The sequence below is a fragment of the Streptomyces sp. NPDC090022 genome (genome assembly GCF_044748145.1).
In the GTDB taxonomy this organism is placed as follows: domain Bacteria; phylum Actinomycetota; class Actinomycetes; order Streptomycetales; family Streptomycetaceae; genus Streptomyces.
In genome coordinates this window covers 76,261-100,984 of record NZ_JBIVFN010000007.1, presented here as the reverse complement: position 1 = coordinate 100,984, position 24,724 = coordinate 76,261, and the positions used below count along the sequence as shown (strand labels likewise).

Genomic DNA, 24,724 nt, shown 5'->3' with positions numbered 1-24,724 from the left:
AGGCGGGGCGGGGGGGGGGGGCCCCCCGCCCCCCCCGCCCCCCCCCCCCCCGCGGCCGGCCCCCCCCCCCCCCCGCCCCCCCGGGGGGGGGGGGCCCCCCCCCCGCGCCCCCCCCCACGGCCCGCGGGCGTCAGCCGTCGACCGCCGGGATGATCTCGGCGCCGTACGCGTCGATCGTCGTCTCCCTCGCGTCGTGCATGTCGTAGACGGCGCACTGGTCGATCCCGAGGTCGCGCAGGGCGCGCAGCTTCTCGATGTGCGCCGCCGGCGGGCCCAGCAGGCAGAAGCGGTCGACGATCTCGTCGGGCACGAACTCCGTGGCCGGGTTCCCGGCGCGGCCGTGGTGGCTGTGGTCGTAGCCCTGCCGGGCCTTGGCCCTCGCCCACCGAACCAGCAGCGGACCCTGTTTCGAGGCAGCCGCCCGGGCCCACGCGGCCACGTACTGGCCCGGTCCGTCTCGGCCGATGCCTGGACCGGGCCGGACGGTGGCGGCCGGGGCGGCGTCCGGCTTCGCCCTGCGGCGCCGGCACAGCTACGCCACGATCATCGTCGACGCCGAGACCGGCGAGCGGATCGGGGTACTGCCCGACCGCGAGGCCGCCACCACCCGCGAGCCCTGGCAGCTCCGGCCCTGCTCGTAGCCGTGCCGACCGGGCCGGCGAGCGTCCCGGGGCAGCGGGCCCACAGCATCCACAAATTGCAAATATCTGCAATTCAATAGATGCTGTGAGTGCTGTGCCCGCTGGTATCCGCGGGCCCAGCGCCAGATGTCGGTTCCTGTGGCGCAGAAGGGTGCGAGGTCGTGCCGGTTCCGCTGTATCAGGCGAAGGCCGAGTTCTTCCGGATGCTGGGGCACCCGGTGCGGATACGGGTGCTGGAGCTGTTGCAGGACGGGCCGTTGCCGGTGCGGGAGCTGCTGGCGGCGATCGAGGTGGAGCCGTCGGCGTTGTCTCAGCAGCTGGCGGTGCTGCGCCGGTCGGGGATCGTGACCTCGTCCCGGGACGGGACGACGGTGGTGTACGAGCTGGCGGGCGGGGATGTGGCCCAGCTGATGCTGGCCGCACGGCGGATCCTGACCGAGGTGCTGTCCGAGCGGACCGGGCTGCTGGAGACGCTGCACGAGGGCGAGGGGGCCGCGTCGTGAACGAGGTCCTGGTCCGGTCCGCGCGCCGGGTGCGGGCGGTTCTGCCCGCGCGTGCCGACTTCGCGGTGATGGCCCGTGATCCGCGGCGGGATCTGCTGGCCGGCCTGACGGTGGCCATCGTCGCTCTTCCGCTGGCGCTCGGCTTCGGTGTCTCCTCCGGCCTGGGCGCGGAGGCGGGTCTGGCCACGGCTGTGGTGGCGGGTGCGGTGGCGGCGCTGTTCGGTGGCTCGAACCTCCAGGTGTCGGGGCCGACCGGGGCGATGACGGTGGTGCTGGTGCCGATCGTCGCGCGGTACGGGCCCGGCGGCGTCCTCACGGTCGGTCTGATGGCCGGGGTGCTGCTGGTCGCACTGGCGCTGCTGCGGGCCGGCCGGTACATGAGTTATGTGCCGGCGCCGGTGGTGGAGGGTTTCACCCTCGGCATCGCGTGTGTGATCGGCCTCCAGCAGGTCCCGAACGCGCTGGGGGTGGACAAGCCCGAGGGCGAGAAGGTCCTGGCCGTGGCCTGGCGGGCCGTGGTGGAGTTCACTCAGGCCCCGAACTGGACCGCGATCGGTCTCTCGCTCGGGGTGGCGGCGGTGATGCTGGCCGGGGCGCGGTGGCGGCCGACGGTGCCGTTCTCGATCGTCGCGGTCGTCGCCGCCACCGTCCTCGTCCAGGTCTTCGGTCTGCGGGGCGCGGCGCCGATCGGGGAGCTGCCGTCCGGGCTGCCCGCCCCTTCACTCGGTTTCCTGGACGTCTCCGCGTTCGGGTCGCTGCTGGCCCCGGCGGTGGCGGTGGCGGCGCTGGCCGCGCTGGAGTCGCTGCTGTCGGCGACGGTCGCGGACGGGATGACGGTGGGGCAGAAGCACGATCCGGACAAGGAGCTGTTCGGGCAGGGGATCGCGAATCTGGCGGCCCCGCTGTTCGGTGGTGTGCCGGCGACCGCGGCGATAGCCCGGACCGCCGTCAATGTCCGCACCGGAGCCTCCTCCCGCCTGGCCGCGCTCACCCACGCGGTGATCCTCGGGGTGATCGTGTTCGCCGCCGCCCCGCTGGTGTCGAAGATCCCGCTGGCCGCGCTGGCCGGTGTGCTGCTGGCGACCGCGATACGCATGGTCGAGGTCGGCTCCCTGCGCGCCATGGCCAAGGCCACCCGCTCGGATGCGGTGGTGCTGGTCCTGACCGCCGGCGCCACCCTGGCGCTGGACCTGGTCTACGCGGTGATCACCGGGCTGGTCGTGGCCGGCGCGCTCGCGCTGCGGGCGGTGGCGGCGCAGACCCGGATGGACCAAGTCGACTTCCGGCCCGACCTGCCCGGCGAGCACAGCGAGGAGGAACACGCACTGCTGGCCGAGCACATCGCCGCCTACCGGATCGACGGCCCGCTCTTCTTCGCCGGCGCCCACCGCTTCCTGCTGGAGCTGTCCGAGGTCGCCGACGTGCGCGTGGTGATCCTTCGGATGTCCCGGGTCACCACCATGGACGCCACCGGCGCACTCGTACTCAAGGACGCGGTTCAGAAGCTGAACCGGCGCGGGATCACCGTGCTGACCTCCGGCATCCGCCCCGGCCAGCGCCAGGCCCTGGAATCGGTCGGCGCGCTGGCCCTGCTCCAGCACGAGGGACGCGAGTACGCCACCACCCCCGAGGCGATCGCCGGGGCCCGCACACACCTGGAACAGGCCGGGCTGCTGCCCACCCGACACCGCCCTCACCCGCACCTGCCGCACCTGCCGCACCGGAAAGGCCCGCGATGACCGCCCCCACCGATCGCCGTATGCTCGACGTCACCGGGACCGAGGCCCTGTGGTTGCTGGAGGGCTCCGCCCAGGGCCGGCTGGTCTACATCCAGCGCGAGCAGGCCGTCGTCCGGCCCGCCACCCACGTGATGGAGTACGGCCGTCTCGTCGTCCGCGCGCCCGTCCAGGCCGCCGCGATCGAGGGCAGAGCACTCCTGACCTACCACGTCGACGAGATCCGCCACCCGGCGGGGACCGGGTGGACGGTGACCGCCCACGGCCCCGCCGACGTCCTCACCGACCCCGACGAAGCCGCCCACTACCGGCGCACACTCCCGGGCTGGGCCCACGGCCCGCACGACACCCTGCTACGGCTGCACCCCCAGTCCGTGTCCGGGTTCCGCCTCGCCCGCCCCCGCCGGCAGGAGGGCGGCCCCCGGTGACCGTCCGGGCCCGGATCCTGCCCTACCGGCACGTGCTGACCCTGCCCACGACCGGTGCGGCCGTACGCCTGGCGCGGGAGACCACCGAGCTGGTGCTGGCCGAGTGCGGCGTCGGACTGCGGCACCCGAGCGTGGGGCCGGCCCTGCTGATCCTGGCCGAGCTGGTCACCAACTGCGTCCGCCACGCCGCCCCGCTCTCCCCGACCGTCACGGTCACCTACGCGCACGGGCCCGGCGTGTTCGCGTTCGCCGTCCACGACCGCCACCCCTACCAGCCCGCCCTCAACGGGGCCCTGGCCACCGGCCGGGGCAGCGGGCTGGCCACGGTGATCGAGATGACCATGGAACTGGGCGGCACAGCCGTCGCCCGCCCCGACCCGGACGGCCGCGGCAAGAGCATCTGGATCACCCTGCCCCTGTAGGAACGCAGTTCAGCGATGAAAGAGCGATGATGACGATCGAGTGGCGCTACACCACCCACCCCGGCCTGGGCGTACTGTCCCTGGCCGGACACCTCGGCTCCGACGCGATCGCACGGTTCACCGGTGCGATCGGCTGGGTTGTGGCCCGCGGCACCGGCCCGGTCATCCTCGACCTGAGCGGACTGCTCGGCTGGTCGGTGGGCGGGCAGCTCGCCGTCGCCCAGGCCGCCCGCCGGCTCGCCGCCGAGGGCCGACCGCTGGAACTCGCCTCGATCCCGGCCGACGGCTCACTCGTCCCCGACAGCAGCTGCCCTCCGATCCCCGTCCACTGCGATCTGACCACCGCCCTGGCCGCCCACAACGCGGCACCGGACGGACAACAGCGCCAGTGGTGCAGCGACCACTGGCCGGCCGGCACGCCCGCGGCGGCACCCGGCCTGATCTGAACACCACCCCCTCCGAGCAGCAAGGAAGACACCATGAACGACGTCGTAGTGAAGGACAGCAACGGAACCGTCCTGGCGGACGGCGACTCGGTCACCCTGATCAAGGACCTGAAGGTCAAGGGCACCTCCGAGACCCTCAAGCGCGGCACCCTGGTCAAGAACATCCGCCTGACCTCCCGCCCGGGCGAGATCGAGTGCAACACCAAGAAGGTCAAGGGCCTCGTCCTCAAGACCGAGTTCCTCAAGAAGGCGTGACCCGGCGCCGCGGCCGGTAGGTGACGTATGGCCCCGCCTGGGGCGGGCCATACGCCCCGAACCGCCCGCACAGGTGTCCATCAGTTGCAGAAATCTGCAATTGTGGAGGCCACAGAGATACTGGCGGGGACAGCCCGGCAGTCCCCACGTCGAAGAGTTTGGGTGGATGAGGTGCCACGTACAGGCGCGAAGAACGCGGCCACGGCCGACAGCGCGAGCGCGCAGGTGAGCACCCCGCTCTACCAGCTCAAGGCCGATTTCTTCAAAACCCTCGGCCACCCCGCCCGCATCCGCGTCCTGGAACTGCTCAGCGAGCGCGAGCACGCCGTCGCCGAGCTGCTGCCCGAGGTCGGCATCGAGGCCGCCAGCCTGTCCCAGCAGCTCGCCGTCCTGCGCAAGGCCAACCTCGTCGCCACCCGCCGCGAGGGCTCCAACGTGTACTACCGGCTCACCAGCCCCGACATCGCCGAACTGCTCCGCGTCGCACGCGGCATCCTCTCCGGCGTCCTCCAAGGCCAGGCCGAACTCCTGGCCGACCTGCGCGCCACCGGCCCCCGATAGCCGGCGCACGCCCCTGATCGGCGGCCGTCTCCCGTAGCACGGGTTCACCCGGCGCTTCTGACACCGGGAGACGGCCGCTCCCCCTTTTCCGGTCGCCGTTGAGGGTGTCCGGTCCCGTCTCGGCCATGGGATGCCTCCGGAGGGACCGCGGTTACTTCTGGGCGTGCTGGCCCAGGTAGAACAGCAGGTAGACGAACCCGGCGAACACGTGCGTGCCGAAGATGTAGAAGAAGGCACGCAGGGCGACTCCCTTCTCCTTCCACCTCTCGGAATCTCTCACCGCGGCTGTCTCCTCGGGCTTGCCGTCCTTCATCGCTGCTGGTCTCCCTTCCCGGTCATGACGGTCTCCTGCTCGCCGTGCCGACGGGCGTACGGGCGGACGAGAACCCTGATGCCGTCCCGGTCGGCCTGCTCGATGACGGCCGCCACGTCGCCGGCCGCCACCGCTACCGTGGAAGGCTCGGCGGCCGCGCCCACGCAGGTGATGTCGTACATTCGGGCCTGCCTTTCGTCGGTGCTGGTCACGGGGTGCCTGTGGGCAGGACGAAGCGGACCACGACCGTCTTCCCGCGCCCGCCGGCAGCGGGCTCGACGCGCACATCACCGCCGTACGTGCGCGCCAGGTCAGCCACCGTGCGCAGCCCCTGCCCCGTGGAGCGGGCACTCGGCGTCACAGGCCGGGGATCCAGGTCCCCGACGCCCACGACCAGCAGGTGATCGGCCATGGTCAGGGCCACCTCGGCGTCCGGGGACTGCTGGGCATGGCGGACGGCGTTGGCGACGAGCTCGCTGACCACCAGCAGCACGGCCCCGCCCAGCGAGGAACCGGGCGCCAGGCCGAACAGCAGCAGCGCCCGCTCCGTACGCTCCCGCGCGGCCCGTACCGAGCCCGGCACCAGCGGAACCGCCCACACGTCCCGGCGTGAGTGCGGCTCCAGCCGCGCCGCGGGCTGCCGGCTCGGGTGACGGCCCACTACCGGGCCGCCCGCGCAACGGACTTCCCCGCCCGTCTCACCGGCCACCCGCCCCGTCCACCGCAACGCCGTGATCACGGGCCACACGCAGCGCGTCCTCCAGTTCCTCGGCGGCCTGCGCCTCCTCGAAGGCGTCATCAGCCTCTCGCGCAGCCGCCAGGCGTGCCCGCGCCACCCGGACCCGCTCCAGCGCCGCCTCCGCGAACCCGGCCACACCACAACCCCCGTCCACACACCCTGGAACTAATAAATTGCAGAACTCTGCAAGTCTACCCCTGGTGGTGCCACCGGCGGCCAACGATGCCCGGGCCGTACCCGTCAGCGGATCCGGCGCACCCGCTGGCCGGCCAGTTCGCAGCGGCCCCGACCACAGCCCGCGTCCCGGCGATGCCGTGCTCTGGCATGACCCGGGCCACCCACTTGTGGTCGACCGGCTGCCCCTGCCGGCGCGGTTCGGCTCGCTCACCGGTCGCTCTCCTTCATGGAGAAGGCAGTCGCTCTTTTTCAGGATCTCGATCGTCTTCGCCTGCTCGGCGGTCAGCTTCCGCAGCCGCTTCAGCCGTTGATGGCGGGGATGATCTGCTGGCCGTAGGCATCGATGGTGGCCTCCCTCGCGTCGTGCATGTCGTAGACGGCGAACTGGTCGACGCCGAGGTCCCGCAGGGCTCGGAGCTTCTCGAGGTGGGCCTCGGCCGGGCCGAGGAGGCAGAAGCGGTCGACGATCTCGTCCGGGACGAAGTCGGTGGACGGGTTGCCGGCGCGACCGTGGTGGCTGTAGTCATAGCCCTGGCGGGACTTGATGTACTCGGTGAGCTCGTCCGGGACCATGCCCGAGTGCTCCCCGTAGCGGGAGACCAGGTCGGCGACGTGATTGCCGACCATCCCGCCGAACCAGCGGCACTGGTCCCGGGCGTGGGCCAGGGCGGCCGGCGAGTCGTCGGCCGTGACGTACGCCGGGGCGGCGACGCAGATGGTGATCGAGTCCGGGTCCCGGCCGGCCGCCTTCGCCGCGTCGCGGACCGCCTTGACCATCCACTCCGTGAGGAACGGGTCGGCGAGCTGGAGGATGAAGCCGTCTGCCTTCTGGCCGGTCAGGGCGAGCGCCTTGGGGCCGTACGCCGCCATCCAGACGGGGAGCCTGCCCTCCTTGATCCACGGGATGCGGATCCGGTTGCCGTCCACGACCGCCTCGCGGCCCTCGGCCAGGTCGCGGATGACGTCGATGGCCTCGCCCAGGCGGGCCAGGGTGTTGGGGGCACGGCCGGCGACCCGCATCGCCGAGTCGCCGCGGCCGATGCCGCACACGGTGCGGTTGCCGTACATGTCGTTGAGGGTGGCGAAGGTGGAGGCGGTGACCTCCCAGGTGCGGGTCCCGGGATTGGTGACCATCGGGCCGATGTGGAGTTTCTGGGTGTTGGCCAGGATCTGGCTGTAGATGACGAAGGGTTCCTGCCACAGCACGGCCGAGTCGAAGGTCCAGCCGTAGCGGAAGCCGTTGCGTTCGGCGCGCTTCATCAGGCTGATCACCTGGGAGGCGGGCGGGTCGGTCTGCAGGACGAGGCCGAAGTCCATGCGTCGCTCCTTGCTGGGGAGTACGGGCGCCGGGGCGTGCGGGCCCCGTACGCCCCTTAGAGGTACTGGCAGGTGGAACGGTGAACGAAGGCACCGTGGCCGGCACGGCCTACGTACTCGCGCCGGTCGATGACGACCTCGCCGCGCGAGAGGACCGTGTCCACGCGTCCGGTGATCCGCTTGCCCTCGTACGCCGAGTAGTCCACGTTCATGTGGTGCGTCTCGGCGGAGATGACCTGCTCGGCGTGCGGATCGTAGAGGACGATGTCGGCGTCGGAACCGGGCGCGATGGTGCCCTTCTGCGGGTAGAGGCCGAACATCCGGGCCGGGGTCGCACACGCGATCTCGATCCAGCGGCGGCGGCTGATGTGCCCGTCCAGGACGGCCTGGTGGAGGAGGTCCATCCGGTTCTCCACCCCCGGCAGCCCGTTCGGGATCTTCGAGAAGTCCCCGCGGCCCAGCTCCTTCTGGCCCCGGAAGCAGAACGGGCAGTGGTCGGTGGAGACCACCTGGAGGTCGTTGGTCCGCAGCCCCCGCCATAGCGCCGCCTGGTGCTCGCGCGGCCTGAGCGGCGTGGAGCAGACGTACTTGGCGCCCTGGAAGTCCGGCTCCGCCAGGTTGTCGGTCGACAGGAAGAGGTACTGCGGACAGGTCTCGCCGAAGACCGGCAGACCCTTGTCACGGGCGGCCGCGAGCTCGGCGACCGCTTCTTCCGCGGAGACATGGACGACGTACAGCGGAGAGCCGGCCACCCGGGCGAGCTGGATGGCGCGGTGCGTGGCCTCCGCCTCCAGCAGGACCTTGCGGACCTCGCCGTGGTGGCGTGGGTCGGTCTCCCCGCGGGCCAGGGCCTGCTCGATGAGAACGTCGATCGCGATGCCGTTCTCGGCGTGCATCATGATCAGCCCGCCGTTGCCGGAGGCTCGCTGCATCGCGCGCAGGATCTGACCGTCATCCGAGTAGAAGACCCCCGGATATGCCATAAACAATTTGAACGAACTCACGCCTTCTTCAACAAGTCCGTCCATTTCCTTGAGCGTGTGCTCGTTTACATCCGACACGATCATGTGGAATGCGTAGTCGATCGCGCATGTGCCATCAGCCTTGTCGTACCACGCGTCCAGACCGGCCCGCAGGGATTGCCCCTGCGACTGAACCGCGAAATCGATGATCGTCGTCGTGCCACCCCAGGCCGCAGCTCGCGTCCCGGTCTCGAACGTGTCCGACGCGAAAGTGCCACCGAACGGCAGCTCCATGTGCGTGTGCGCGTCTACCCCGCCCGGGATCACGTATTTATGGGAGGCGTCGATCACCCGGTCGGCAGTCCAGTCCTGGCTGCCCGCGGTCGCCATCGCCACGACGCGGCCGTCCTCCATCAGAACATCCGCGTGCAGCTCTTCGGCAGCGGTGATCACGAGACCACCGGTGATGAGAGTTCTGGTCATATCCGAGGAATCCCTTCCCGTCAGAATGCCGGAGTCGGAGGGCCGCCGAAGGGCAGCTCCATGCGGGTGTGGGCGTCGACGCCGCCCGGGGTGACGTACTTCCCGGCGGCGTCGAGGGTGCGGTCGGCCGTCCAGGACTCGGCCGCGGCCGTGCCGTGTGCCGCGAGTGCGGCGATCCGGCCGTCCTCGATCAGGACGTCCGCGTGCAGCTCGTCGGCGGCGGTGATGACGAGCCCGCCGCGGATCAGGGTGCGGAAGGTCACGGTGCGGCTCCCCCCGGCTAGGTGACGGTGGCGGTGGCGGTACGCAGGGCCCCGGCGAGGATCTCGGCGCCCTCGTCGGCCTCGGCGACGGTGAGGGTGAGCGGCGGTGCGATGCGCAGCACGCTGGTGTCGTGGCCGCCGCCCTTGCCGAGCAGCAGGCCACGTTCGCGGGCCGCCTCCAGGACGGCCGAGGCCGCGTCCGGGTCGGCCCGGTCGGTGCCGGGCCGGGTCAGCTCGATGCCGGCCATCAGGCCGCGGCCGCGGACCTCGCGTACGGCGGGCAGCCCGGCCGCGATGGCGCGCAGCCGCTCCAGCAGCAGGCCGCCGACGCGGCGGGCGTTGCCCTGGAGGTCGTGCTCGAGGAGGTAGGCCAGGTTGGCGTTGCCCGCGGCCATGGTGACCGGGGAGCCGCCGAAGGTGGAGATGGAGTTGGTGTCGACGCAGTTCATGATCTCGGCGCGGGCGACGACTCCGCCGATGGACATGCCGTTGCCGATGCCCTTGGCGAAGGTGAGGATGTCGGGCGGGCCGTTCTCGGCGTGCGCCTGCCAGCCCCAGAAGTGCTCACCGGTGCGGCCCCAGCCGGTCTGCACCTCGTCGCTGATCCACAGGATGCCGTGCCGGGCGAGGACCTCGCGGAAGGCGGCGTAGAGGCCGTCGGGCGGGGCGGTGAACCCGCCGACGCCCTGGACGGGTTCGGCGATCAGCGCGGCGACCTGGCCGCGGGCCTGGCCGAGCACGTCCTCGAGGTCGGCGACGGCGGCCGCGGTGAACTCGGCGTCGCTCAGGTGCGCGAAGGGGCCGCGGCCGCGGACGGCGCCGTGCACGTAGTACGTCTGCAGCGGCGAGAGGCTGGTCGGGGACCAGCCGCGGTTGCCGGTGACGGCGACGGTGGAGAAGGAGCGGCCGTGGTAGCTGTTGCGCATCGCCAGGACCTGGTTGGAGCGGCGGTGGGCGGTGGCCAGCAGCAGGGCGGTGTCGTTGGCCTCGGTGCCGGAGGTGGTGAAGAAGACCCGGGCGTCGGGGATGCCGGACAGCGCCGCGATCCGCTCGGCCAGCTCGATCATCGGCCGGTTGAGGTAGAGCGTCGAGGAGTGGATCATGCGGCCGGCCTGCTCGGCGACGGCCTTGGTGACCTCCGGCAGCGCGTGGGCGGTCATGGTGGTGAGGATGCCGCCGAAGAAGTCGAGGTAGCGGTTGCCGTCGGCGTCCCAGACGTGCCGGCCCTCGCCGTGGGTGAGTTCGAGGGGGCGTTCGTAGTACAGGGCCAGCCAGTCGGGCATGACGGCCCGGTGGCGGTGGAGGAGCGGGATCGGGTCGGTCACGGCTGTACGAGCCCTCCGTAGGCGTCGGGGCGGCGGTCGCGGTAGAAGGCCCACTGGGTGCGGACCTCGTCGATCAGGTCGAAGTCGAGGTCGCGGACGAGGAGTTCCTCCTCCTTGTCGCTGGCGGGCTCGCCGACGAACTGGCCGCGGGGGTCGACGAAGTAGCTCGTGCCGTAGAAGTCGTTGTCGCCGTACTCCTCCTGGCCGATGCGGTTGATGGCCGCGATGAAGTACTCGTTGGCGACGGCCGCGGCGGGCTGCTCCAGCTGCCACAGGTACGCGGACAGGCCGCGGTGGGTGGCGGAGGGGTTGTAGACGAGCTGCGCGCCGGCCAGCCCGAGCTGGCGCCAGCCCTCCGGGAAGTGGCGGTCGTAGCAGATGTAGACCCCGATCCGGCCGACGGCGGTGTCGAAGACGGGCCAGCCGAGGTTGCCCGGGCGGAAGTAGTACTTCTCCCAGAAGCCCTTGACCTGGGGGATGTGGTGCTTGCGGTACTTGCCGAGGTAGCTTCCGTCGGCGTCGATGACGGCGGCGGTGTTGTAGTAGAAGCCCTGCTTCTCGATCTCGAAGACCGGGACGACGATCACCATGCCGGTCTCGCGGGCGAGCTCCTGCATCCGGCGGACGGTCGGGCCGTCCGGGACGGGCTCGGCCCAGCGGTAGTGCTCGGGCTCCTGGACCTGGCAGAAGTAGGGGGCGTTGAACACCTCCTGGAAACCGATGATCTGCGCGCCCTGGGCGGCAGCGGTGCGGGCGTGCTCCTCGTGTTTGGCGATCATCGAGTCGGTGTCGCCGGTCCAGGTGGCCTGGACGAGCGCGGCGCGGACGATGTGGGCCATGAGCTGCTCCTTGCGACGGGACGCCGGCCTCTACGCACGTAGACGATCTGCGTAGGTACGAGACCGTAAGCCCCGTCACACCTCCGGGCAAGACCACCGCGCACGGATGGCGCAATCGATCAAGTTAGGTCCGGCTGCGCCGGGTTGCGGTCAGTCTCTGACCACGCGCAGGGCGTACTGGAGGTCGCGGTGCCGTACGTCGGACACCGCGCGCGCGGCGCTCAGCAGGCGCGGGGCGAACCACCGCGGGTCGCGCCGGGCCAGGCGGGCGGCCTCCTCGGCGGTGCGGACGCGGACGAACGCGTCCAGGAGCAGGCCGGCCTCCCGTTCCCGGCCGGCCTCGGCCAGCGCGAGGGCGGCGTCGGCGATCTCGTCGGCCGGGCGTGCGATGCCCTGGCGCAGCAGCCTCCCGCAGTCGTCCAGACGGCCCGCCTCGCCGAGCGCGGCGGCGGCCGCGGCCAGCCGCTCGGGCGGCAGCGAGGCCGCCTCCCACAGCAGCAGTCCCCAGTCCGCGCCGAGCCCGGCCCGCTCCAGTTCCCCGGCCAGGCCCGGCAGCCGGCCGGCGGGCCAGGCCGCCGCCTCGCAGAGCACGGCGTGGGCCTCTCCGGTGCGGCCCTGGGAGCGCAGGGCGATGAGTTCGGCGACGAGCTCGCCGGTGCTCCGGGCGGCGGCACCGTCCAGTTCCGGTGCCGGTTGCGGTGCCTGCTGCTGAGCCTGCTGGGGTGTTGGCTGCGGCGCCTGCCGGGGTGCATGCCGGGGTGCCTGCTGCGGGGCGGTATCCGGTGCCGGCTGCCCCGCTTCCGGGTACGCGCCGGAGGAGTGGCCGGGGCCGGTACGGTCGGCTGCCGCGGCGGGGTGGCCGAAGCGGGCGCCGCGCGGTCCGGTCGCCGGTGGCGGTACGACGGCGGGCGGGCCGGTGGGTGCCTGTGCGTGGCTGTCGGTGCCGGCGTACCGCGCTCCCCCGGAGCGGCGGCCGGCCCGCAGCCGCCGGGCGGCCCCCAGCGAACGCACCGCGGGTTCGGGAACGCCGACGGCCTCGCCCGGGGCGGCCGCACGCTGCCGGGGGACGCCGGGCAGCTGCGCGGAGTCGGCCGGTGCCTGGGCGGCGGCTTCCGCGAGGGTCCGGGCGGGGGGTTCGGGCGCCGCGGCCAGCACGCGCAGCCGGTCCGACAGGTCCGCCACGCGGGCGGCGGCGCGGGCCAGGTCGTCGCGGGTCCAGGACAGTTCGTGGGCCAGGAGCTCCTGGTCCGCGGCCTCGGGCCGGTCCGCGCGGGGCCGCCCGGCCGGGCCCGAGGGGGCGGCGGCCGAGAGCCGGGCGGTCAGGGTGCGGACGGCGGCCTCGGCGGCCGCGCGCTCGGCGGCTGCCGAAGCGAGCAGCGCATGGAGGTCCGCCGCGCCGCCCGGCCGGCGGTCGAAGGCCGTGACCGCCGCCCGCCGCAGGTCCGCGATCCGGTGGGAGTGCCGCTGTGCGAGGTCGGTGCCGCGGGTCGCCGCCAGGTCCTGGAGCAGCGACTCCACGACGTCCCACGGGGGGATCGCGGAGCCGTCCAGACAGGCCCGCACTCCGTCCGGGTCCCGCCGCAGGAATTCGCCGTACCATCCTGCGGCCGGGTCGAGCAGCGCCGTCAACCCGCGCATGTACGCGGCCAGTTCACTCATCGCCGTCTCCATGGACGGCATTGCATCCCATCCGTGTTACGGGCGGACTACGAGAGCCTCAAAGCTTGACGGCGATCGCGGTGTGCGGGCGCTTCCCACCGCGGGCGATGGTGGCCGGGACGTCGACGATCCAGTACTGCCACGTGTACTTGCGCGACATCATCCGCCGCACCCGCTTCAGGCCCGCCTGGTCCAGCAGCCGGGCCTGCCCCTCCAGCACCGGGGTGCCCTCATCGAGGCGTCCGCGCACGTCGCACGCGGCGACGGTGACGCGGGGATTGTTGCGGATCCGCTTGACCTTCCACGTGTGGGTACGGGTCCACACGAAGAGCTCGCCCGCCTCGGCGACCGCCCACACGGGGGTGGCCACGGGTGTGCCGTCCTTGCGGTAGGTGGTGAGGCTGACGTAACGGCTCCGGCCCAGGTTCTCAAGACTCATGGCGCGAGGGTAGCCCTCGCCGGTCGACGCCTCCCGGAGTCCGGGAAGGGCCGAGCCCGGGAAGGGTTGAGCGGCCGGGGGCGGGCGCCGGGGGCCGCTCGGGGCGGGCCGCGGGTTCCCCGGCGTCGCCCGGGGTGCCGCCCCGGGGCGGGGTGCGGCCCTCGGGCACCGCGCAGGTGGCGAGCAGCAGCCCGCCGGCGAGGAGCGCGCCGAGGAGGCCGATGCCGAGCTGCTGGGATGCGTTCCTGGCTGACACCCCCTCACCCCTGCCCCGCGCCGGGGCCCGCCGATCACCGATTGGGCCGATCGGCGGGACGGCGAGGCCGGGGCGGGCGGGCCGGGGGCTGGGCCTACCGGCGGTCCGGGCGGGCCGGGCGGCCGTCAGGCGGGCGCGCAGGCGCAGTGGCTCACGATCTCGTCCATCGACAGGGCGAGGGCCTGGGCGAGGGCGGCCACCGTGAAGAAGGCGGGCGTGGGCGCCCGGCCGGTCTCGATCTTGCGGAGCGTCTCGGCGGAGAGCCCGGCGGCCGCGGCGACCTCGACCATGCTGCGGCCGCCGCGCGCCTGGCGCAGCAGGGCGCCCAGCCGCTCGCCGCGCTCGCGTTCCTCGGGAGTCAGGGGGGTACGGACCATGCGCCCCATTCTAATACCGGTCCGGTTGTCCACAAGGGTCGCCCGGGATTCTTATACCGGTATAGTTATTGGCATGGTGGAACTCAAGACGGATCACGAGATCGACGCGATGCGCGAGGCCGGCCGGGTCGTCGCGCGCGCCCTGGCAGCCGTCCGCGCGAGCGCGCGGGTCGGCAGCTCCCTGCTGGACCTGGACCGGACGGCCCGCGCGGTGCTGCGGGAGGCGGGCACGAGCTCGCCCTTCCTCGGCTACCGGCCGTCGTTCGCCCCCGTCCCCTTCCCGGCGGTCGTGTGCGCCTCCGTCAACGACGCGATCGTGCACGGCGTCCCGGACGGCTACCGGCTGCGCGACGGCGACCTGGTCAGCGTCGACTGCGGCGCCCGGCTGCGCGGATGGGCGGGTGACGCCGCCGTCAGCTTCACCGTCGGCACGGCCCGCCCAGCCGACCTGCGGCTGATCGGGACGGCGGAGGCCGCCCTGACGGCCGGTATCGAGCAGGCCCGGCCCGGCCGGCGGATCGGGGACATCGCGCACGCCATCGGCAGGGTCGTCCGGTCCGCGGGGTACGGCATACCCGACGGCTTCGGCGGACACGGGATCGGCCGCAGCATGCACGAGGACCCGGGCGTCCCCAACGAGGGGCCGGCGGGGCGCGGTATGAGACTGCGCGCCGGCATGGTGCTCGCGATCGAACCGATGGTGATCGCGGGCGGCACCGACGACTACCGCACCGACGGGGACGGCTGGACCCTGCGGACGGTCGACGGAAGCCGCGCCGCGCACGCGGAGCACACGGTCGCGATCACCGCCGACGGTCCGCGGATCCTGACCGCCCTGTGACCGGCCGGGCCGGCCTCACGGACGGTCAGGCCGGCCACGGTCACGGCCGACGGGCGGTCAGGTCTGCCCGCCGGTCACGGTTTTCCGTACGGATGGACGACCATCGCCGAACCGCCGCCCCGGCGGGTCTTCTCGGCGGCGGCCAGCCAGCGGCCGTCCGGGAGGCGCTGGACGCCGGTGGCGGCCCCGATCTCCGGGTTCTGCCGGAAGCCCTGCCCGAGGGCCTCCAGTTCGGCGCGCAGCGGGCTGTCCCACAGGCCTGGTTCCAGTTCGGTGGTGGTCTGGTTGCGCTGGCTGGCGCGGGGTGCGGCGATCGCCTCGACCAGCGGCAGGCCGCGGTCCAGATGGCCGGTCAGGGTCTGCAGGACGGTGGTGATGATGGTGGCGCCGCCCGGGGAGCCGACGGCCAGGAGCGGGCGGCCGTCCTCCAGGACGATGGTCGGGGACATCGAGGAGCGAGGCCGCTTCCCGGGGCCGGGCAGGTTGGGGTCCGGCACGCCGGGGGCGGCCGGGGCGAAGGAGAAGTCGGTCAGCTCGTTGTTCAGGAGGAAACCGCGGCCGGGCACGGTGATGGCGCTGCCGCCGGTGGACTCGATGGTGAGGGTGTAGGAGACCACGTTGCCCCAGCGGTCGGCGACCGTGAGGTGGGTGGTGTTCTCCCCCTCGTAGGTGGTCGGGGCCGCCCGGCCGGCGGTGGCGCAGGGGACGGGGTTGCGCGGATCGCCCGGCGCGAGCGGGCTGGTCAGCGCCCGGTCGGGCGAGATGAGGCAGGCGCGCGTGTCGGCGTACCGCTGGGAGAGCAGGGCCTGGGTGGGCACGTCCTCGAAGGCCGGGTCGCCGACCCAGCGGCCGCGGTCGGCGAAGGAGATCCGGGAGGCCTCGATGAAGTGGTGCAGGTACTGGGTCTCGGAGAGCCGCGAGAGGTCGGAACGCTCCAGGATGTTGAGCGCCTCGCCCACGGTGGTGCCGCCCGAGGAGGAGGGAGCCATGCCGTACACGTCCAGGCCGCGGTAGCGGATCCGCGTCGGCTGCTGCCGCTTGGTGCTGTAGGCGCGCAGGTCCCCGGCGGTCAGGTCACCGGCGCGGACGATGCGGGTCGCGGCCGGGTCGACGGGCGGCGTACGGACCGTACGGACGATGTCGTCGGCGATCGGGCCGCGGTACATGGCGCCGGTGCCCTTGCGGGCGATCTCGGCATACGTGGCGGCGAGGTCGGGGTTCTTGAAGGTGGAGCCGACGACGGGAAGCTGACCCCCGGGCAGGAACAGCCGGGACGTGTCCGGGAAGTCCCGGAAGCGGGCCTCGTTGGCCGCGGTCTGGGCACGGAAGGTGGCGTCCACGGTGAAGCCGTCGCGGGCCAGTTTCTCGGCGGGGCGCAGGAGCGGGGCCAGCGGCCGCGAGCCCCAGGCCTCCAGCGCCGTCTTCCAGGTGGCCGGCGTGCCGGGGACGCCGACGGCACGGCCGCTGGTCTGGCCCTCCGCGAAGGGGATCGGGACGCCGTTCTCCTGGAAGAGGGTCTCGGTGGCCGTGGCGGGGGCGGTCTCGCGGCCGTCGATGGTGTGCACGCGGCGGGAGGAGGCGTCGTAGTAGACGAAGTAGCCGCCTCCGCCGATGCCCGCCGAGTACGGCTCGGTGACGCCGAGCGCCGCGGCGGTGGCGACAGCCGCGTCCACGGCATTGCCGCCGGACCGCAGGACGGCGATCCCGGCCGCCGACGCGTCGGCGTCGGCGCTGGCGACGGCCCCGCCGTAGCCGGCGGCGACCGGCACCTTGGGCGGGGTGCCCGCGGACGGCGGCGCGGCGGCCCCGGTGGAGACGAGCGCGCCGGCGAGGGCGACGAGCGCTAACTGACGTGCGGCGGGACGACGCATCCCGTACCTCCCAGTCGACAGCCGGGGCCTAGGCTCGGCACTGTAACTTCACCGCACCCCCCGCGTCAGGAGCGCGTGGTTGCGGCTAGCATCCGCCGCATGAACGACGACGTGCGCAACATCGTGCTCGGGGTGGTGGCCACCGCGATCAGCGGCGGGTTCGGCTGGTTCGCCCGGACCTATCTGTGGCGCCGGGGGCTCCGTCGCAAGCAGGCCTTCTTCGGGCTGCCGACAGGGTCGGACTGCCTGTTCGTCGTCAACCGCCAGATGGGCGGCACGGAGGGGTCGGTGCACCGCCACGACGCGTTCGCGCTGCTGGAGATATCGGCCCTGATCAAGGACTGCGGGGCCACCGTGCAGATCGTCACGCACGACGGGGCGCGCCAGGGCTTCGGCGAGCGCGCCGAGTTCTGCGTCGGCGGCCCGGCCTCCAACGCGCGCACCACCGCCCACCTGGCCTCGATGCTGCCGGGCGTGCGCGTCAACCTCGACACCGAGCCGGGGCCGGACCGGGGCGCGATCCACGTGGGCGGGGAGACGTACCGCTGGGAGAAGGGCACGGTGGAGCACGTGCTGCTGGCGCGGCTGACGAACACGGAGGGCGCCCGCCCGGTGTTCCTGATCTCGGGGCAGACCGCGGTGAGCAACCAGGCGGCCGCCCGCTACCTGGCCCGCCACCACGAGCGGCTGGCCCACCGCCACCGGGGGGCCTCCTTCGCGCTGGTGCTCAAGGTGGTCAACTCGCAGGCGTACGGCCCGGACGTGACCGAGCTGGTCGCGGACGTCACCCGGGCCGCCCGGACACCCGAAGCGGCAGCCGTGTGATCCCGTTGATGAAGTTGGACACCAGCCGGCGCGGCGGACCCGCCAGTTCCGGCGCGGGCATGGCGGCGGTCCACTCCTCGTGCAGGACGCGCAGCTGAAGCCGGGCGAAGTGTGCGCCGAGGCAGACGTGCGGTCCGTCGCCGAAGGAGACGTGCGGGTTGGGGGTGCGGGCCAGGTCGAGGCGTTCGGGGTCGGCGAAGACCCGTTCGTCGTGGTTGGCGGCGGCGTGGAAGACGACCACCTTGTCCCCGGCGCGAACGGTCCGGCCGGCGAGTTCGGTGTCGACGGCGGCGGTCCGGCGGAAGCTGAGCACCGGCGGGTGGACCCGCAGGAGTTCCTCGACGGCGCGTGCGACGGGGACCCGGCCGTCGGCGAGCAGCCGGTGGGCATCGGGACGGCGGGCCAGCGCCAGCAGCCCGCCCGGGGCGGCGCTGCGCACGGTGTCGTTGCCCGCGACGGTGAGCAGGAAGAAGAACATCTCCAGTTCGGCCTCGTCCAGCCCGCTCGTGGCCAGCACGGTCATCAGGTCGTCGCCCGGGTGGTCCCGCTTGTGGGCGGCCAGTTCGCGGGCGTAGCCGAACATCTCGCCCAGCAGGGCGGGTGAGCGCGGATTCAGCGGCTTGCCGTCGGGGCCGAGCGGGGGCGCGGGCGCGTCCTCGGGGTCCTGGTAGCCGATGATCCGTACGGTCCACTCCAGCAGCAGGCCCCGGTCGGCGGGCGGTACGCCCATCAGGTCGGCGAGGTTGAGCAGGGCGTACTCGTCGGTGACGGTGCGCACCACGTCGGCGCTGCCGTCCTCGGCCCCGTCGCGGGCGGCACGCAGCAGGGTACGGGCCCGTTCGCGCACCCGGTGCTCGAAGGCGTCGACGCGCGCGGGGGTGAAGGCGCGGGAGACCAGCCGGCGCAGCCGCCCGTGGCCGGGAGGGTCCTGGTTGAGCATGGTGCGCCGGATGAAGGGCAGGTCGGCCGGGTCGGGGTCGCGGATCTGGGTCGCGCCCAGGTGGGAGGAGAAGGTGCGGTGGTCGCGCAGGACGCGGACCACATCGGCGTGCCGGGTCACCGCCCAGAACCCGGGCCCGGCCGGCCAGCCCAGCACCTCCGGCTCGGCCTGCCGGGCGACGGGGTGCCGCTCGCGCAGCCGCCGGTAGCGCGCGAGCGGGAGGCCCTCGGCGTACAGACGCGGGTCGAAGACGTCCGGCACGTCCGCATCGTCGGCATCGTCCGCGGCGAAGGGCGGTGCGGCGGGTACGGCGTCGGCGGGGGCCCCGGCATCCGGTGCGACGTGATCCATGGGGCCACGGTGGGGCGCGGGACGCACCGCGCGCAAGGCCGCGTACGCCGACGGCACGCAGACGGCACGCAGACGGCACGCCGACGGCACGCCGGGGACGTTCAGAGCCGGCAGCGCTCGGCGTCGAGATCGCCGTCCGGGCCGGTGAGCACGACCTCGGTGTCCTGACCCGGCCGTGCGGCGTGGGCGACCGTGCACACCAGCTGGCGCCGGGCCGGCCAGGACAGCGGCCCGACCGGGAAGTACAGCCGCACCCGCATGGTGGCGGGGTCGATGGTCTCCACGCCCCAGGAGGCACCGGCCACGGTGTCCACCGGGGGCAGTTCGGTGTGCAGTCCGGCGGCCCGGTCCTCGTCCGTGGGGCCGCGCAGCAGCCGGTACAGCACCTCGGAGGCCGGCATCGGCAGCGTGCTCCGGCGTGCGGCGGGCATCAGCCGGCCCTCGGGCGAGAGGAAGTACACGAAGGCGGTCTCCGGGCCCACGGGCACGCTGACGGTGGCCGGGGCACCGGCCTCGACCGCGCTGGTGGGCTTGATGCCGCAGCCGGACAGCAGTGCCCCGGCCAGTGCGACGGCCACGGCGGTGGCACCGGCGGTGGCACCGGCGGCGGCACCGGCGGCGGCCACGGCGGCCCTCCCGCCGCGCTCGCCGGCCGCCCGCTTCCGGAGACGCGTGCGCGTGCGCGTGGGCAAGCTCGTCATGGGCCGGCCTCCAGCGGCATCTCCACGGTGAACACCGCTCCCCCGGCCGGCGCGTTGCCGGCGCGGACGGTGCCTCCGTGCAGGTGGATGTTCTCCCTGGTGATCGCCAGCCCCAGCCCGGACCCGGCGGACCGGGTCCGGGCGGCGTCGGCCTTGTAGAAGCGGTCGAAGATGTGCGGCAGGACCGAGTCGGCGATCCCGGGGCCGCTGTCGGCGACCCGCAGGGTCAGCCAGGGCCCGCCGGGCCGGAACTCGGCGCGCGCGGAGACCCGTACCGGGGCGTCCCCGTGTTTGAGGGCGTTGCCGACGAGGTTGGCGAGGACCACGTCGAAGCGGCGCGGATCGAGCCGGGCCCGGACCCCCTGCGGGAGGTCGGTCACCACCCGCCCGTCGTTCCAGTGCCGCCGCTCCAGGGTCTTGCCCACCGCCTCGGCGACGTCCACGTCGTCGAGGTTGAGCTCGGCGGCCCGGGCGTCGAAGCGGGAGATCTCCATCAGGTCCTCGACGAGGACGGCCAGCTTGCCGGTCTCGGTGCTGATCAGCCGCAGTGCCTTGGCGGTGTCGGGGCCGAGGGCGTCGGCCTCCTCGTCGAGGACCTCGGTGACGGCGAGCATCCCGGCGAGCGGGGTGCGCAGTTCGTGGGAGACGTCGGAGGCGAACCGGCGGGCCCGGGCCTCGGCCTGCCGCAGGTCCTCGACGGACGTCTCCAGGGCGCCCGCGGTCTCGTTGAAGGTACGAGCGAGCCCGGCGAGTTCGTCGGCGCCGCGGACCTCGATCCGGGTGTCCAGCCGGCCCAGTCCCAGCCGTTGCGCGGCCTTGCGCAGGTCACGGACGGGGCGCAGCACGCTGCGGGCGGCGAGCAGGGCGGGGACGAGCGCGATGGCCAGGCCCGGCAGGGCCCCGGTGCGGGCGGCGTCGACCATCAGGTCGACGGTCCGCTTCTCGGTCTGCATCGGCATGACGGCGTAGAAGACGAGTCCGGTGGGCCGGGTGCCGGCGTCGACGGTGAAGACGGCGGGCATGGCGACGACGAGCACGGGGGTTCCGGCGTCGCTGCGCACCCGCTGGAAGACACCGTGCGGATGGGTGAGCACCTGGGTGCGCAGGGCGTCGCTGATGTGCCGGGAGGTGGTCGGGCCGCCGACGTTGGAGGTGGCCCGCAGGCCGCCGTACTCGCCGTAGACGACCCAGGGATTGGGCTTGCCGCGCCGGCCGATCTCGGAGGTCTCGCGCTGGAGCGACTGCTGGTCGAACGGCAGCTGGACCGACAGGCTCCCGGTCAGGTCGCGCAGGGTGCCCACCGCGGTGTCCTGGCTCTGCTTGAGGATGGCGGTCCGCGCCTCCCGGTAGGTCAGGGCGGCGGTGGTGACCGCGCTGATCGCGGCGACCAGCAGGAACGCCGCGACCAGGCGGGTGCGCAGGCCGAGCGGGGCTATGCGGGGCACGGGCGGCGCCTCACAGCGGTCCGAAGCGGTAGCCGAAGCCGCGCACCGTCTGGATGTAGCGGGGGCTGCCGGAACTGTCCTCGATCTTGTGGCGCAGCCGCCGCACGCAGGCGTCGACGAGCCGGGCGTCGGCGTGGTAGCTGTGCTCCCACACGTACTCGAGGAGCTGCTGGCGGCTGAAGACCTGCTCGGGCGAGGCGGACAGGTGCAGGAGCAGCTTGAGTTCGCTGGGAGCGAGGGCGACCCGGTCGCCGTTCTTGGCGACGGTCAGTCCGGCGCGGTCGACGGCGAGCTCGCCGTGGAACTCGATGCCGGGCCGGGCCGCCGGGTCGTACAGGCGGCGCAGGACCGCCTTGATCCGGGCCTCTATCACCTCGGTGCGGGCGGGCTTGACGATGTAGTCGTCGGCCCCGGCCTCCAGGCCGACGACGATGTCGAAGTCGTCGCCGCGCGCGGTCAGCATGATGATGGGCACCTGGCTGGTCTCGCGGATGCGGCGGCAGACCTGGACGCCGTTGATCCCGGGGAGCATGAGGTCGAGGAGGACCAGTTCGGGGCGGAACGCGGCGAGCCGCGCCAGGCCCTCCTCGCCGGTCTCGGCCGCGCTCACGTCGTGGCCGCGGCGGCGCAGGCCCAGGCCCACTCCTTCCCGTACGGACGGGTCGTCCTCGATGAGCAGTACGCGTGGCATCCGGTCAGTGTCCCCAGGTGGTCATGGCGTTTCCTGGCGCCGTCGGCCGATACGGCGGCGCAGGGAGTCCAGCGGTTCGGTGATCTCGGCCAGCCTCAGGGGCCGGGCGAGGAGTACGACGACGGCGGCGATCACCACGGTTCCCGCGCCGGCCGCGGCGAGGTCGCCCCCGCCGGCGGCGGCGCGCGCGGCGGCGTACCCGGCGGCGCCGGCGGGCAGGCAGGCGGCCAGCAGCCGCAGGTGGGTGCCCACGGCCGTGGCCCGGCGCCCGGCGCGGGCGGCGCCGCGCGGGCCCAGGCGGCGGGCGAGGGTGTACGCGGTGACGGCCATGCCGGCGGCGAAGGCGACGGAGGAGGCGGCGGCCATGCCGGTGACCGCCCAGCGCGGTGGCAGCACGGCGTACGCGGCGGCCGAGAGCGCCGCGTTCGAGCCTGCGATGACCAGGTTGAGGAGGAACGGGGTCCGGGTGTCGGAGAGGGCGTAGAAGCCGCGCGAGAGCACGTACTGGCCGGAGAAGGCGATCAGGCCGGGCGCGAACGCGACCAGGATGCCCGCCATGACCTCGATGTCGGCGGCGCCGGTGCGCCCGTACTCGAAGACGCTGCCGATCACCCAGGGGGCCAGCACCGCGAAGACGCAGGCGGCGGGCACGACGAGGGCGGCGCTGGAGCGCAGCGCGGAGGAGACGTCGCGGCGTACGGCGCCCAGGTCGCCGTCGGTGGCGGCGGCGCTCATGCGGGGCATGAGGGCGGTGACGAGGGAGACGGTGATGATGCCCTGGGGGACGATCAACAGCTGGTACGCGTTGCTGTAGGCGGTGTAGCCCGCGCCGCCCGCGACCCCGGTCTCGGCGGCCACCCGGCCGGTGGTGGTGGACAGGCGGGTGACGACCCAGTAGGCGATCTGGTTGGTGAGGACCAGCAGGACCGTCCAGCCGGCGTTGCGCAGCGGGCGGGCCAGGCCGCTCCCGCGCCAGTCGAAGCGGGGGCGCCAGCGGAAGCCGGCGGCGCGCAGCGAGGGGATCAGGGCGAGGGCCTGGACGACGATGCCGGCGGTGGTGCCCCAGCCGAGCAGCCGGGTGTCGGCCGCGCTCAGGCCGTCGGCGGTGTCGTGCGCGAGCAGGAGGAACAGCCCGAAGACGCTGATGATCACCAGGTTGTTCAGGACCGGCGTCCACATCATCGCGCCGAACCGGCCGCGCGCGTTCAGCACCTGCCCGAGGAGGGTGAACAGGCCGTAGAAGAGGATCTGCGGCAGGCAGTAGCGGGCCAGCGCCACGGTGGTGTCCGCCTGGGCGCCGGTGTAGTCGGTGTACGCCGAGACGATCAGCGGAGCCGCGAGGACCGCGACGGCGGTGAGCGCCACCAGGGCGACCGTGCACGCGGTCAGCAGCCGGTCGGTGTAGGCGGCGCCGCCGTCGGCGTGCTCCTTGGCGGCCCGGACCAGTTCGGGGACGAAGACGGCGTTGAGGGCGCCGCCGATGAGCAGCATGTAGATGATGTTGGGCACCGTGTTGGCGACGGCGTAGCCGTCGCCGAGCAGGCCGGTGCCGAGGGCCGCGACCACGACGGCGGAGCGGATGAATCCGGTGGCGCGGGAGACGATCGAGCCGGCCGCCATGACGGCGCCGCTGCGCAGCACCGAGCTCCTCGCCGGGGCCCTCGCCGGGCTCGCGCCGGCCGTGTCGGTGGCGCGGGCGATGTCGGTGGCGTCGGCGGAATCGGAAGTGGCCGCGGACCGGGCGGGGGCGGGGGCGGGGGCCGTCACCGGCGGGCGAGGTAGGCCTGGAAGGCCCTGTAGAGCGCCGTGTTGGCGTAGCCGTCCATCGGGGTCTCCCACTCTCCGAGCGTCTCGACGACCTGCCCGCCGGTGCCGAGCTTCCAGCGCAGCAAACCGAATGAACGTTCGTCGGGGTCAAGGGTGGAGGGTACCCCGCGCATGTCGTACTCGTCGGCGCCCAGCGCGTGGGCGTCGCACAGCATGCGCCACTGCAGGGCGTTGCTGGGGCGGACCTCGCGGCGGTGGTCGGCGGAGGCGCCGGTCTGGTACCAGACCCGCTTCCCGGCCACGATCATGGTGTGCGCGGCGAGGATCTCGCCCTGGTGCCTGGCCAGGTAGAGCCGCATACGGCCGGGCGCCTCGGCGTTGAGGACCTCGTACTGCTGCTGGTAGTAGCCCAGGGAGCGGCCGAGCCGGAAGCCGTCGCGCTCCTCGGTGATCCGCAGCAGCCGGTAGAACTCGGGCAGGTCGGCGGCGCTGCCCAGGACCGTCTCGACACCGGCCTTCTCGGCCCTGCGGACGTTACGGCGCCACTCCTGGTTCAGTCCGGTCCACAGGCCGTCCACGGTGCGGCCGGCGAGCGGGACGCGGAAGACGTGGCGGGGCTGGGCGTCGCCGTCGGACTCGCCGCCGCAGCGCTGCCAGCCGCGGGCGCGCAGCCGGTCGGCGACGGCGCTGCCGAGCGGGTCCACCTCGCTGGCGAGCACGTCGGCCAGCCGGCGCCCGGGCCCGGCGGCGGCCTTGACGGTGGCCGCGTCCCAGCGCCGGTAGGCGGGGGTGGGACCGATGCGTACGGCGAAGGCGCCGGCGGCGCGCAGGTGGCGCAGCAGCGGGTCCAGCCAGCGGTCGACGTGCGGGTCGGTCCAGTCGGCGACGGGCCCTTCGGGAAGGTAGGCGAAGTATTTGCGGGTGCCGGGGAATTGGCGATAGAGAACGAGGGCGCCCCCGGCGAGTTCCCCCGACGTCACGTGCCATCCGACCCTTTCCGAGCGCCAGAGGTCCTTTACCCCGGCCCAGGACGGGTACTGCAGAAAGCTCGCCCGGCCGTGCCGCGCGAGCAGGGCGAGGTACTCCGGGACCGGCAGGGTGCGCACGGCGAGCTCCTGGCCCTCGCGCGGGTCCTGATGCTGCTGGGCGGG

The 24,724-nt window shown here is 73.4% G+C and carries 30 protein-coding genes; 11 read left to right on the top strand and 19 right to left on the bottom strand.

Going from position 1 to position 24,724, the window contains the following annotated elements; genetic code table 11:
- Positions 1–130: 130 nt before the first annotated feature.
- Positions 131–466 carry an LLM class flavin-dependent oxidoreductase gene (locus ACIPXB_RS16400; protein WP_401450203.1) on the bottom strand — a complete coding sequence of 112 codons (336 nt, stop codon included), beginning with the start codon at positions 464–466 and terminating at the stop codon, positions 131–133.
- Between ACIPXB_RS16400 and ACIPXB_RS16395 the strand changes: the two genes are divergently transcribed.
- The 8 genes from ACIPXB_RS16395 (at position 465) to ACIPXB_RS16360 (ending at position 4,992) form a co-directional block, all read left to right on the top strand.
- Positions 465–641: a hypothetical protein gene (locus tag ACIPXB_RS16395; protein WP_401450225.1), complete on the top strand. Its 177-nt coding sequence runs from the start codon at positions 465–467 to the stop codon at positions 639–641. The two genes, ACIPXB_RS16400 and ACIPXB_RS16395, sit on opposite strands and share 2 nt — an antisense overlap.
- 161 nt (positions 642–802) lie before the next feature.
- A complete protein-coding gene (locus tag ACIPXB_RS16390; protein WP_401449853.1) occupies positions 803–1,144 on the top strand; it encodes an ArsR/SmtB family transcription factor in 342 nt (113 codons plus the stop codon).
- The gene (locus ACIPXB_RS16385) at positions 1,141–2,883 is read left to right on the top strand and encodes a SulP family inorganic anion transporter (RefSeq protein ID WP_401449850.1); all 1,743 of its coding nucleotides are present in this window, start codon (positions 1,141–1,143) and stop codon (positions 2,881–2,883) included. The genes ACIPXB_RS16390 and ACIPXB_RS16385 overlap by 4 nt, the downstream gene beginning before the upstream one ends.
- Positions 2,884–2,903: 20 nt before the next feature.
- Positions 2,904–3,308, top strand: a complete 405-nt coding sequence (locus tag ACIPXB_RS16380) for a pyridoxamine 5'-phosphate oxidase family protein (RefSeq protein WP_401449849.1) — start codon at positions 2,904–2,906, stop codon at positions 3,306–3,308.
- Positions 3,305–3,730 (top strand): ATP-binding protein, encoded by a 426-nt coding sequence (locus ACIPXB_RS16375; protein ID WP_401449847.1) that lies wholly within the window; start codon positions 3,305–3,307, stop codon positions 3,728–3,730. Before ACIPXB_RS16380 ends, ACIPXB_RS16375 begins: the two co-directional genes overlap by 4 nt.
- Before the next feature lie 29 nt (positions 3,731–3,759).
- A complete protein-coding gene (locus ACIPXB_RS16370; RefSeq protein WP_401449844.1) occupies positions 3,760–4,176 on the top strand; it encodes an STAS domain-containing protein in 417 nt (138 codons plus the stop codon).
- A gap of 33 nt (positions 4,177–4,209) precedes the next feature.
- Positions 4,210–4,431, top strand: coding sequence for an alkylphosphonate utilization protein (locus ACIPXB_RS16365; RefSeq protein WP_401449842.1), 222 nt, complete (start codon positions 4,210–4,212; stop codon positions 4,429–4,431).
- Positions 4,432–4,656: 225 nt separating this feature from the next.
- Complete coding sequence (locus ACIPXB_RS16360) at positions 4,657–4,992, top strand: ArsR/SmtB family transcription factor (RefSeq protein ID WP_401450200.1); 336 nt, start codon at positions 4,657–4,659, stop codon at positions 4,990–4,992.
- A gap of 151 nt (positions 4,993–5,143) precedes the next feature.
- On the opposite strand, the gene ACIPXB_RS16355 is transcribed toward ACIPXB_RS16360, so the two are convergent.
- The 3 genes from ACIPXB_RS16355 to ACIPXB_RS16345 are packed head-to-tail and all read right to left on the bottom strand — an operon-like array spanning position 5,144 to position 5,966.
- Positions 5,144–5,272: a DUF6126 family protein gene (locus tag ACIPXB_RS16355; protein ID WP_401449840.1), complete on the bottom strand. Its 129-nt coding sequence runs from the start codon at positions 5,270–5,272 to the stop codon at positions 5,144–5,146.
- Positions 5,273–5,301: 29 nt separating this feature from the next.
- On the bottom strand, positions 5,302–5,517 hold the full coding sequence (locus tag ACIPXB_RS16350; RefSeq protein WP_401449837.1) for a hypothetical protein: 216 nt from the start codon (positions 5,515–5,517) through the stop codon (positions 5,302–5,304).
- Positions 5,514–5,966, bottom strand: coding sequence for an ATP-binding protein (locus ACIPXB_RS16345; RefSeq protein ID WP_401449835.1), 453 nt, complete (start codon positions 5,964–5,966; stop codon positions 5,514–5,516). Before ACIPXB_RS16345 ends, ACIPXB_RS16350 begins: the two co-directional genes overlap by 4 nt.
- 70 nt (positions 5,967–6,036) lie before the next feature.
- Between ACIPXB_RS16345 and ACIPXB_RS16340 the strand changes: the two genes are divergently transcribed.
- Positions 6,037–6,213, top strand: coding sequence for a hypothetical protein (locus ACIPXB_RS16340; RefSeq protein WP_401449832.1), 177 nt, complete (start codon positions 6,037–6,039; stop codon positions 6,211–6,213).
- Between the two features lie 308 nt (positions 6,214–6,521).
- Here the strand turns inward: ACIPXB_RS16340 and ACIPXB_RS16335 are convergent, their stop codons facing one another.
- The 8 genes from ACIPXB_RS16335 to ACIPXB_RS16300 all read right to left on the bottom strand — a co-directional run bounded on the left by ACIPXB_RS16335 (position 6,522) and on the right by ACIPXB_RS16300 (position 14,141).
- A complete protein-coding gene (locus tag ACIPXB_RS16335) occupies positions 6,522–7,538 on the bottom strand; it encodes a TIGR03842 family LLM class F420-dependent oxidoreductase (protein ID WP_401449830.1) in 1,017 nt (338 codons plus the stop codon).
- A 56-nt stretch (positions 7,539–7,594) separates the two neighbouring features.
- Complete coding sequence (gene hydA, locus ACIPXB_RS16330; RefSeq protein ID WP_401449827.1) at positions 7,595–8,983, bottom strand: dihydropyrimidinase; 1,389 nt, start codon at positions 8,981–8,983, stop codon at positions 7,595–7,597.
- A 20-nt stretch (positions 8,984–9,003) separates the two neighbouring features.
- On the bottom strand, positions 9,004–9,246 hold the full coding sequence (locus ACIPXB_RS16325; protein ID WP_401449824.1) for a hypothetical protein: 243 nt from the start codon (positions 9,244–9,246) through the stop codon (positions 9,004–9,006).
- Positions 9,247–9,263: 17 nt separating this feature from the next.
- Positions 9,264–10,529: an aspartate aminotransferase family protein gene (locus tag ACIPXB_RS16320; protein ID WP_401450197.1), complete on the bottom strand. Its 1,266-nt coding sequence runs from the start codon at positions 10,527–10,529 to the stop codon at positions 9,264–9,266.
- A gap of 38 nt (positions 10,530–10,567) precedes the next feature.
- Positions 10,568–11,410 carry a nitrilase-related carbon-nitrogen hydrolase gene (locus ACIPXB_RS16315; RefSeq protein ID WP_401449821.1) on the bottom strand — a complete coding sequence of 281 codons (843 nt, stop codon included), beginning with the start codon at positions 11,408–11,410 and terminating at the stop codon, positions 10,568–10,570.
- Positions 11,411–11,560: 150 nt separating this feature from the next.
- Entirely contained in the window at positions 11,561–13,069 is a 1,509-nt protein-coding gene (locus ACIPXB_RS16310) for a hypothetical protein (RefSeq protein WP_401449818.1), read from the bottom strand.
- 58 nt (positions 13,070–13,127) lie between these two features.
- Positions 13,128–13,508 (bottom strand): PPOX class F420-dependent oxidoreductase, encoded by a 381-nt coding sequence (locus ACIPXB_RS16305; protein WP_401449815.1) that lies wholly within the window; start codon positions 13,506–13,508, stop codon positions 13,128–13,130.
- A 381-nt stretch (positions 13,509–13,889) separates the two neighbouring features.
- A complete protein-coding gene (locus ACIPXB_RS16300; protein WP_401449811.1) occupies positions 13,890–14,141 on the bottom strand; it encodes a helix-turn-helix domain-containing protein in 252 nt (83 codons plus the stop codon).
- Between the two features lie 73 nt (positions 14,142–14,214).
- Between ACIPXB_RS16300 and map the strand changes: the two genes are divergently transcribed.
- Complete coding sequence (gene map, locus ACIPXB_RS16295; RefSeq protein WP_401449808.1) at positions 14,215–14,982, top strand: type I methionyl aminopeptidase; 768 nt, start codon at positions 14,215–14,217, stop codon at positions 14,980–14,982.
- A 74-nt stretch (positions 14,983–15,056) separates the two neighbouring features.
- On the opposite strand, the gene ggt is transcribed toward map, so the two are convergent.
- On the bottom strand, positions 15,057–16,853 hold the full coding sequence (ggt, locus tag ACIPXB_RS16290) for a gamma-glutamyltransferase (protein WP_401449805.1): 1,797 nt from the start codon (positions 16,851–16,853) through the stop codon (positions 15,057–15,059).
- 99 nt (positions 16,854–16,952) lie between these two features.
- On the opposite strand from ggt, the gene ACIPXB_RS16285 reads away from it, so the two are divergent.
- On the top strand, positions 16,953–17,678 hold the full coding sequence (locus ACIPXB_RS16285) for a hypothetical protein (RefSeq protein WP_401449802.1): 726 nt from the start codon (positions 16,953–16,955) through the stop codon (positions 17,676–17,678).
- On the opposite strand, the gene ACIPXB_RS16280 is transcribed toward ACIPXB_RS16285, so the two are convergent.
- The 6 genes from ACIPXB_RS16280 to ACIPXB_RS16255 form a co-directional block, all read right to left on the bottom strand.
- Positions 17,638–18,969 carry a cytochrome P450 gene (locus ACIPXB_RS16280; protein WP_401449799.1) on the bottom strand — a complete coding sequence of 444 codons (1,332 nt, stop codon included), beginning with the start codon at positions 18,967–18,969 and terminating at the stop codon, positions 17,638–17,640. The two genes, ACIPXB_RS16285 and ACIPXB_RS16280, sit on opposite strands and share 41 nt — an antisense overlap.
- Before the next feature lie 101 nt (positions 18,970–19,070).
- On the bottom strand, positions 19,071–19,670 hold the full coding sequence (locus ACIPXB_RS16275) for a hypothetical protein (RefSeq protein WP_401449796.1): 600 nt from the start codon (positions 19,668–19,670) through the stop codon (positions 19,071–19,073).
- The gene (locus tag ACIPXB_RS16270) at positions 19,667–21,115 is read right to left on the bottom strand and encodes an ATP-binding protein (protein WP_401449794.1); all 1,449 of its coding nucleotides are present in this window, start codon (positions 21,113–21,115) and stop codon (positions 19,667–19,669) included. The genes ACIPXB_RS16275 and ACIPXB_RS16270 overlap by 4 nt, the downstream gene beginning before the upstream one ends.
- 10 nt (positions 21,116–21,125) lie before the next feature.
- Positions 21,126–21,806, bottom strand: a complete 681-nt coding sequence (locus tag ACIPXB_RS16265) for a response regulator (RefSeq protein WP_401449792.1) — start codon at positions 21,804–21,806, stop codon at positions 21,126–21,128.
- 21 nt (positions 21,807–21,827) lie between these two features.
- Positions 21,828–23,507: a murein biosynthesis integral membrane protein MurJ gene (gene murJ, locus ACIPXB_RS16260; RefSeq protein WP_401450195.1), complete on the bottom strand. Its 1,680-nt coding sequence runs from the start codon at positions 23,505–23,507 to the stop codon at positions 21,828–21,830.
- Positions 23,508–23,569: 62 nt separating this feature from the next.
- On the bottom strand, positions 23,570–24,679 hold the full coding sequence (locus ACIPXB_RS16255; protein ID WP_401450193.1) for a lipid II:glycine glycyltransferase FemX: 1,110 nt from the start codon (positions 24,677–24,679) through the stop codon (positions 23,570–23,572).
- Between the last annotated feature and the right edge of the window lie 45 nt (positions 24,680–24,724).

Excerpts from the sequence above, each read along its gene's own strand:
- ACIPXB_RS16370 (WP_401449844.1), top strand. The coding sequence starts at position 3,760 with ATGACGATCGAGTGGCGCTACACCACCCACCCCGGCCTGGGCGTACTG.
- ACIPXB_RS16280 (WP_401449799.1), bottom strand. The coding sequence starts at position 18,969 with ATGGATCACGTCGCACCGGATGCCGGGGCCCCCGCCGACGCCGTACCC.
- ACIPXB_RS16365 (WP_401449842.1), top strand. The coding sequence starts at position 4,210 with ATGAACGACGTCGTAGTGAAGGACAGCAACGGAACCGTCCTGGCGGAC.
- hydA (WP_401449827.1), bottom strand. The coding sequence starts at position 8,983 with ATGACCAGAACTCTCATCACCGGTGGTCTCGTGATCACCGCTGCCGAA.
- ACIPXB_RS16300 (WP_401449811.1), bottom strand. The coding sequence starts at position 14,141 with ATGGTCCGTACCCCCCTGACTCCCGAGGAACGCGAGCGCGGCGAGCGG.
- ACIPXB_RS16380 (WP_401449849.1), top strand. The coding sequence starts at position 2,904 with ATGCTCGACGTCACCGGGACCGAGGCCCTGTGGTTGCTGGAGGGCTCC.
- ACIPXB_RS16285 (WP_401449802.1), top strand. The coding sequence starts at position 16,953 with ATGAACGACGACGTGCGCAACATCGTGCTCGGGGTGGTGGCCACCGCG.
- map (WP_401449808.1), top strand. The coding sequence starts at position 14,215 with ATGGTGGAACTCAAGACGGATCACGAGATCGACGCGATGCGCGAGGCC.
- ACIPXB_RS16275 (WP_401449796.1), bottom strand. The coding sequence starts at position 19,670 with ATGACGAGCTTGCCCACGCGCACGCGCACGCGTCTCCGGAAGCGGGCG.
- ACIPXB_RS16265 (WP_401449792.1), bottom strand. The coding sequence starts at position 21,806 with ATGCCACGCGTACTGCTCATCGAGGACGACCCGTCCGTACGGGAAGGA.
- ACIPXB_RS16395 (WP_401450225.1), top strand. The coding sequence starts at position 465 with ATGCCTGGACCGGGCCGGACGGTGGCGGCCGGGGCGGCGTCCGGCTTC.
- ACIPXB_RS16320 (WP_401450197.1), bottom strand. The coding sequence starts at position 10,529 with ATGCCCGACTGGCTGGCCCTGTACTACGAACGCCCCCTCGAACTCACC.
- ggt (WP_401449805.1), bottom strand. The coding sequence starts at position 16,853 with ATGCGTCGTCCCGCCGCACGTCAGTTAGCGCTCGTCGCCCTCGCCGGC.
- ACIPXB_RS16305 (WP_401449815.1), bottom strand. The coding sequence starts at position 13,508 with ATGAGTCTTGAGAACCTGGGCCGGAGCCGTTACGTCAGCCTCACCACC.
- ACIPXB_RS16335 (WP_401449830.1), bottom strand. The coding sequence starts at position 7,538 with ATGGACTTCGGCCTCGTCCTGCAGACCGACCCGCCCGCCTCCCAGGTG.
- ACIPXB_RS16315 (WP_401449821.1), bottom strand. The coding sequence starts at position 11,410 with ATGGCCCACATCGTCCGCGCCGCGCTCGTCCAGGCCACCTGGACCGGC.
- ACIPXB_RS16310 (WP_401449818.1), bottom strand. The coding sequence starts at position 13,069 with ATGAGTGAACTGGCCGCGTACATGCGCGGGTTGACGGCGCTGCTCGAC.